This is a genomic window from Streptomyces sp. 13-12-16, assembly GCF_002114215.1.
Taxonomy (GTDB): domain Bacteria; phylum Actinomycetota; class Actinomycetes; order Streptomycetales; family Streptomycetaceae; genus Streptomyces.
Genome location: NZ_NCTE01000428.1, coordinates 1 through 5392 on the forward strand (window position 1 = coordinate 1; position 5392 = coordinate 5392).

Genomic DNA, 5392 nt, shown 5'->3' on the forward strand with positions numbered 1-5392 from the left:
GAGCGGCGTCGGCCCGCCGTCTGACCTGCGGATCGTTTGCGCAGGTCAGAGCAGATGACAACGGTGTTCAGTGCCGCGTTGCGGATACCCCCTCCCCGTAGTTCACTGTGACCCGGACGGGGTCACGGGAAGGGGCCGTTTCATGGGGGCTGGGCACGATCACGGGCATGCGCACGGCGCGCACGGCGGCGGTACCGCGAGTGCGGCGTACCGCGGCAGGCTGCGGGTGGCGCTGGCGATCACGCTCGGTGTCATGGTGGTCCAGATCGTCGGCGGTGTGCTGGCCGACTCGCTCGCGCTGGTCACGGACGCGGCCCACATGGCGACGGACGCCCTGGGCCTGGGCATGGCGTTGCTCGCGATCCACTTCGCGGGCCGCCCGCCGAGCGAGCACCGCACCTTCGGCCTCGCCCGCGCGGAGATCCTCGCCGCCCTGGCCAACTGTGTGCTGCTGCTCGGCGTCGGCGGCTACGTGCTGTACGAGGCGATCGAGCGGTTCGTCACACCGGCCGACACCAAGGGCGGCCTGACGCTGGTGTTCGGCGCGATCGGCCTGGTCGCGAACCTGGTGTCGCTGACCCTGCTGATGCGCGGGCAGAAGGAGAGCCTGAACGTGCGCGGCGCCTTCCTGGAGGTGGCGGCGGACGCGCTCGGCTCGGTCGCGGTGATGCTGTCCGCGCTGGTGATCCTGACCACCGGCTGGACGGTCGCCGACCCGGTCGCCTCGCTGCTGATCGCGCTGATGATCGTGCCCCGCGCCGTGAGGCTGCTGCGCGAGACGCTGGACGTCCTGCTGGAGGCGGCGCCCAAGGGCGTGGACATGGCTCAGGTGCGGGAGCACATCCTCGCCACCGACGGCGTGGAGGACGTGCACGACCTGCACGCCTGGACGATCACCTCGGGGATGCCGGTGCTCTCCGCGCACGTCGTCGTCAGCTCCGACGTCCTGAACACCATCGGGCACGAGAAGATGCTGCACGAGCTGCAGAACTGCCTGGGCGCCCACTTCGACGTGGAGCACTGCACCTTCCAGCTGGAGCCCGGCGGGCACGCGGAGCACGAGGCGCGTCTGTGCCATTAGGGCCGGTCCACGCGCGCCACCGCGCGCCGATGCGCCGCAGTACGCGGCCTTCCGCCCCCGTACGGGCGCCCCGGGGACATGCGGGCGCGTCCGGGAGTGCCGGGAGTGCCGGATTCGTGCGGCAGACTTGGGGCGCGAAGACCGAGTGAAGGATGGGTATGCCGATCACACCTGCCACCGCGACGAACAGCCCGTCGAACGGCGCCGCAGAGCCGATTTTGCTGGAACTGGTCGACGAGGACGGCGTGACGACCGGCACGGCGGAGAAGCTCGCCGCCCATCAGCCGCCGGGACGGCTCCACCGGGCGTTCTCGGTGTTCCTGTTCGACGAGCGCGGGCGGCTGCTGCTGCAGCAGCGGGCGCTGGGCAAGTACCACTCCCCCGGTGTGTGGTCCAACACCTGCTGCGGTCACCCCTACCCCGGTGAGGCGCCGTTCGCGGCGGCGGCCCGGCGGACCTTCGAGGAGCTGGGCGTCTCCCCGTCGCTGCTCGCCGAGGCCGGCACGGTCCGCTACAACCACCCGGACCCTGCCTCGGGCCTGGTGGAGCAGGAGTACAACCACCTCTTCGTCGGCATGGTGCAGTCGCCGCCGCGGCCGGACCCGCAGGAGGTGGCGACCACCGCGTTCGTGACCCCGGCGGAGCTGGCGGAACGGCACGCGGAGGACACCTTCTCGGCCTGGTTCCAGACCGTCCTGGACGCGGCCCGCCCGGCGGTCCGCGAACTGACGGGACCGTCGGCGGGCTGGTGACCCGGGGACGCCGTTCGCGTCCTGCCGGGGTCGCGGGTCCTGACAGGACCCGGACGACACCCCTAGGAGATCCCCGTGGGCTTGAGCGGCAGGGCGGCCCAGATCACCTTGCCGCCGGTGGCGGTGTGCTCGACGTCGCACACCCCGCCCGCCTCGCGGGCGATCTCCCGCACCAGGAGCAGTCCGCGTCCGCCGGTGCGGCCGTGGTCGGTCTCCAGGGCGGTGGGCCGGTAGGGGTGGTTGTCCTCCACGGACACCCGGATCCACTCGGCGCCGACGGCGACCTCGACGACGAGCATCGGGGACAGCAGCGCCGCGTGCCGTACGACGTTGGTGACCAGCTCGGAGACGATCAGCAGCAGTCCCTGCACGATGTCGTCCGCGACCGGCACCCCCTGGCGCAGCAGCAGGTCCCGCACGGCGTGGCGGGCCTGCGGGACCGAGGCGTCGACGGCCGGGGCGGTGAATCGCCAGACACCTTCGTACGGCAGCGGTTCGCCGCTCTCACGCTCGATTGTCACCACACGTCGAGTGTTGGGCCCACCGGCCCCGCTCCCCGCCCCTGAACAGAAGTCAGCGGATATCGAGCGTTTCCGACCGTCCGCGTATGACACGGTCGCTTGCGGGACCGTTCCGGTCCGTCCTGTGCCGGGTCGGCGGACTATTCGGGTTGTACGGGTTTGGTGGCCCGGTGATCACCGCCGTGCGGCTCCTGCCCCGGCGCCCGCGCGGCCGCCTTCTCACCGGCCAGCCGGTCGGAGACCATGCCGACGATCCGGCGTCCGCCGTAGCCGGTGGCGATCAGGCCGAGACCGTCGAAGAGCAGGGAGAGGGAGAAGAACGTACCGATGACGTACCGGCTGCTGCTGGGCCAGGTGGCCAGCACCAGGATGCCCAGGAGCAGCCCGAAGGCGCCCTGCACCAGCGTCCAGCCGAACTGCGGACCGCGCACCACCAGGCTGCCGACGAGGCGGAACACCCCGCCGGTGAGGAACAGCAGCGCGGCGAACATGGTGAGCGCCTCGGCCGACGCCTCCGGTGTCTTCAGGACGACCACGCCGGCCGCGATGTTCAGGGCCGCGACGACCACGCCGAGCCAGAAGAAGTTGGTGTGCCGCGCCTGGACGGCGTGCAGCAGTCCGATCAGGCCGCCGATCAGCAGCAGCCAGCCGAACAGCAGCATCGAGGTCAGGGTGGCGAGGCCGGTGTGGATCAGGCCTACCAGGCCCGCGACGACCAGGATCACGCCGAGTACGGCGAGCCAGCCGAAGCCGCGGCTCAGTTTCGCGGCCTCGCCCCGGGGCTTGGTGGACTTGGCCATGGCTGCCTCCTCGCTCCCGTTTCCCCTCTTCCCAGTCTCCGCCGTCCGCCCGCCGCCCGCCGGGCGGGCGGAGCCCCCTCGGCCGGGGCTCCGGCCGGGGCGGATAGCATCCGGCGCATGGAGCCCCAGCTGCTGCACGGCGTCACCGAGCACGTCGCCACGGTCGTCATCCACCATCCGGAGAAGCGCAACGCCATGACGGCCGCGATGTGGGGTTCCCTGCCGCCGCTGCTGGAAACGCTGGCGGCCGACCCGGACGTACGGGTGCTGGTGCTCACCGGTGAGGGCGGGACGTTCTGCGCCGGCGCCGACATCTCCACGCTCCGGGGGTCGCCGCTCGAGGCGCAGCGGCTGGCCGTGGCGGCGGAGGAGGCGCTCGCCGCCTTCCCCAAGCCGACCCTGGCGGCGGTCCGCGGGCACTGTGTGGGCGGCGGGGCACAGCTCGCGGCGGCCTGCGACCTGCGGTTCGCCGAGGAGGGGGCGCGGTTCGGGGTGACCCCGGCGAAGCTCGGCATCGTCTACCCGGCCTCCGCGACCCGGCGGCTGGTCTCCCTGGTCGGCCCGGCCACCGCCAAGTACCTTTTGTTCTCGGGCGAGTTGATCGAGGCCGGGCGGGCGCTGCGCACCGGTCTGGTGGACGAGGTGCTGCCCGAGGGCGAACTGGACGAGCGGGTGGCCGGGTTCACCCGGATCCTGGCGTCCCGGTCGCGGCTGACGCAGGCGGCGGCGAAGGAGTTCGCGAACGGCCGCACCGACCGGGACGCGTACTGGAGCGAGCGGGCCGGGGAGAGCGGCGACACCGAGGAGGGCGTCGCCGCGTTCCTGGAGCGCCGGCCGCCCCGCTTCACCTGGAGCGTCCCTACGTCAGGATGAAGCGGCTCTTCGACCGGAACTCCTCGACCAGGTGCGCGGGCGCCTTCTGCGGGGAGCCGGCGTCGTAGGGCGGCTGCGGGTCGTACTCGGTGAGCAGTTGGACGGCCTGGGCGTGTTCGTCGCCGGCGATCCGGCCGAGCAGGGTGAGCCCCATGTCGATGCCGGAGGAGACACCGGCCGCGGTGACGTACTTGCCGTCGGTCACCACCCGCTCCCCGGTCGGCTCGGCGCCGTACCGCTCCAGGTGGCCGAGCGCGAGCCAGTGGGAGGTGGCCCGGCGTCCCCGGAGGAGTCCGGCCGCGGCCAGCAGCAGGGATCCGGTGCACACCGACGTCGTCCAGGTGCTGGTCGCGTCGGCGGCGCGCAGCCACTCCAGCAGGGCCTCGTTCTCCATCTGGGGCGTCTGTCCGGGGCCGCCGGGGACGACGACGACGTCGGGGTCGGGTACTTCCTCCAGGGTCTTGTCGGCGGTGATCGCGAGCGCGCCGGTGTCGGTGCGCACGGGCCCGGTCCGCTCGGCGACGAACACGGTCTCCGCGTCCGGGAGACGGCCGAGGGTCTCGTAGGGGCCCACGGCGTCGAGGGCGGTGAAGCGGTCGAAGAGGACGATGGCGATCTGCATCGGGGGCCTTTCAGGTGTGGGCGGGTGCGGGGGTGGGCCGGAAGCGGCGGCGGTACTCCGCCGGTGACGCCCCGAGGGCGCGGACGAAGGCGCGCCGCATCGCCTCGGGGGTGCCGTAGCCACTGGCGCGGGAGATCTCCTCGACGCCGTCGGCGGTGTCCTCCAGCAGGCGGCGGGCGTGTTCGAGGCGTACGCGGTCGACGTAGCGGCCCGGTGTCGTGCCGGTCTCGGTGTGGAAGGCGCGGGCGAAGTGGCGCGGCGAGAGGGCGGCGCGGGCGGCGAGCGCCTCGACGGTCAGATCGGCGTCGGGGTGCTCGGTGATCCACTGCTGGACCTCGCGAAGCGGCTCGCGCCGCGCGGTCTGGGCGGCGAGCTGGGCGCTGAACTGGGCCTGGTTCCCGGGCCGGCGCAGGAACACCACCAGGTGCCGGGCGACGGTGAGCGCGGTCCGGCGGCCGAGGTCCTCCTCGACCAGGGCGAGCGCGAGGTCGATGCCCGAGGTGACGCCGGCGGAGGTGGCGACCCGGCCGTCCCGGACGTAGATGGGGTCCGGGTCGACCTCGACGGCCGGGTGGTCGCGGGCCAGCGTGTCGCAGTAGGCCCAGTGCGTGGTGGCGCGACGGCCGTCCAGCAGCCCGGCCCCGGCGAGCAGGACCGCCCCCGTGCAGACGGAGACCAGCCGCTCGGCACGCGGCCCGTGCCGGCGCAGCCAGTCGGTCAGCCGCGGGTCGGGCCGGCGGGTG

At 73.1% G+C, this 5392-nt stretch carries 7 protein-coding genes; 3 read left to right on the forward strand and 4 right to left on the reverse strand.

The window, feature by feature from the left end:
• Positions 1–142: 142 nt before the first annotated feature.
• Complete coding sequence (locus B7767_RS17610) at positions 143–1081, forward strand: cation diffusion facilitator family transporter (RefSeq protein WP_085573025.1); 939 nt, start codon at positions 143–145, stop codon at positions 1079–1081.
• Positions 1082–1239: 158 nt separating this feature from the next.
• Positions 1240–1833 (forward strand): isopentenyl-diphosphate Delta-isomerase, encoded by a 594-nt coding sequence (idi, locus tag B7767_RS17615; protein WP_085573026.1) that lies wholly within the window; start codon positions 1240–1242, stop codon positions 1831–1833.
• A 62-nt stretch (positions 1834–1895) separates the two neighbouring features.
• On the opposite strand, the gene B7767_RS17620 is transcribed toward idi, so the two are convergent.
• Both B7767_RS17620 and B7767_RS17625 read right to left on the reverse strand, forming a co-directional pair.
• Complete coding sequence (locus tag B7767_RS17620) at positions 1896–2357, reverse strand: ATP-binding protein (RefSeq protein WP_085573027.1); 462 nt, start codon at positions 2355–2357, stop codon at positions 1896–1898.
• 137 nt (positions 2358–2494) lie between these two features.
• Positions 2495–3154, reverse strand: a complete 660-nt coding sequence (locus tag B7767_RS17625; protein WP_085573028.1) for an HdeD family acid-resistance protein — start codon at positions 3152–3154, stop codon at positions 2495–2497.
• A 117-nt stretch (positions 3155–3271) separates the two neighbouring features.
• Here B7767_RS17625 and B7767_RS17630 point away from each other — a divergent pair, with 117 nt between their 5' ends.
• A complete protein-coding gene (locus tag B7767_RS17630; protein WP_085573029.1) occupies positions 3272–4027 on the forward strand; it encodes an enoyl-CoA hydratase/isomerase family protein in 756 nt (251 codons plus the stop codon).
• Here the strand turns inward: B7767_RS17630 and B7767_RS17635 are convergent.
• The gene (locus B7767_RS17635) at positions 4014–4649 is read right to left on the reverse strand and encodes a DJ-1/PfpI family protein (RefSeq protein WP_085573030.1); all 636 of its coding nucleotides are present in this window, start codon (positions 4647–4649) and stop codon (positions 4014–4016) included. The two genes, B7767_RS17630 and B7767_RS17635, sit on opposite strands and share 14 nt — an antisense overlap.
• 10 nt (positions 4650–4659) lie before the next feature.
• Positions 4660–5392: GlxA family transcriptional regulator (locus tag B7767_RS17640; RefSeq protein ID WP_085573031.1), on the reverse strand; the 733-nt coding region annotated here is incomplete at its 5' end.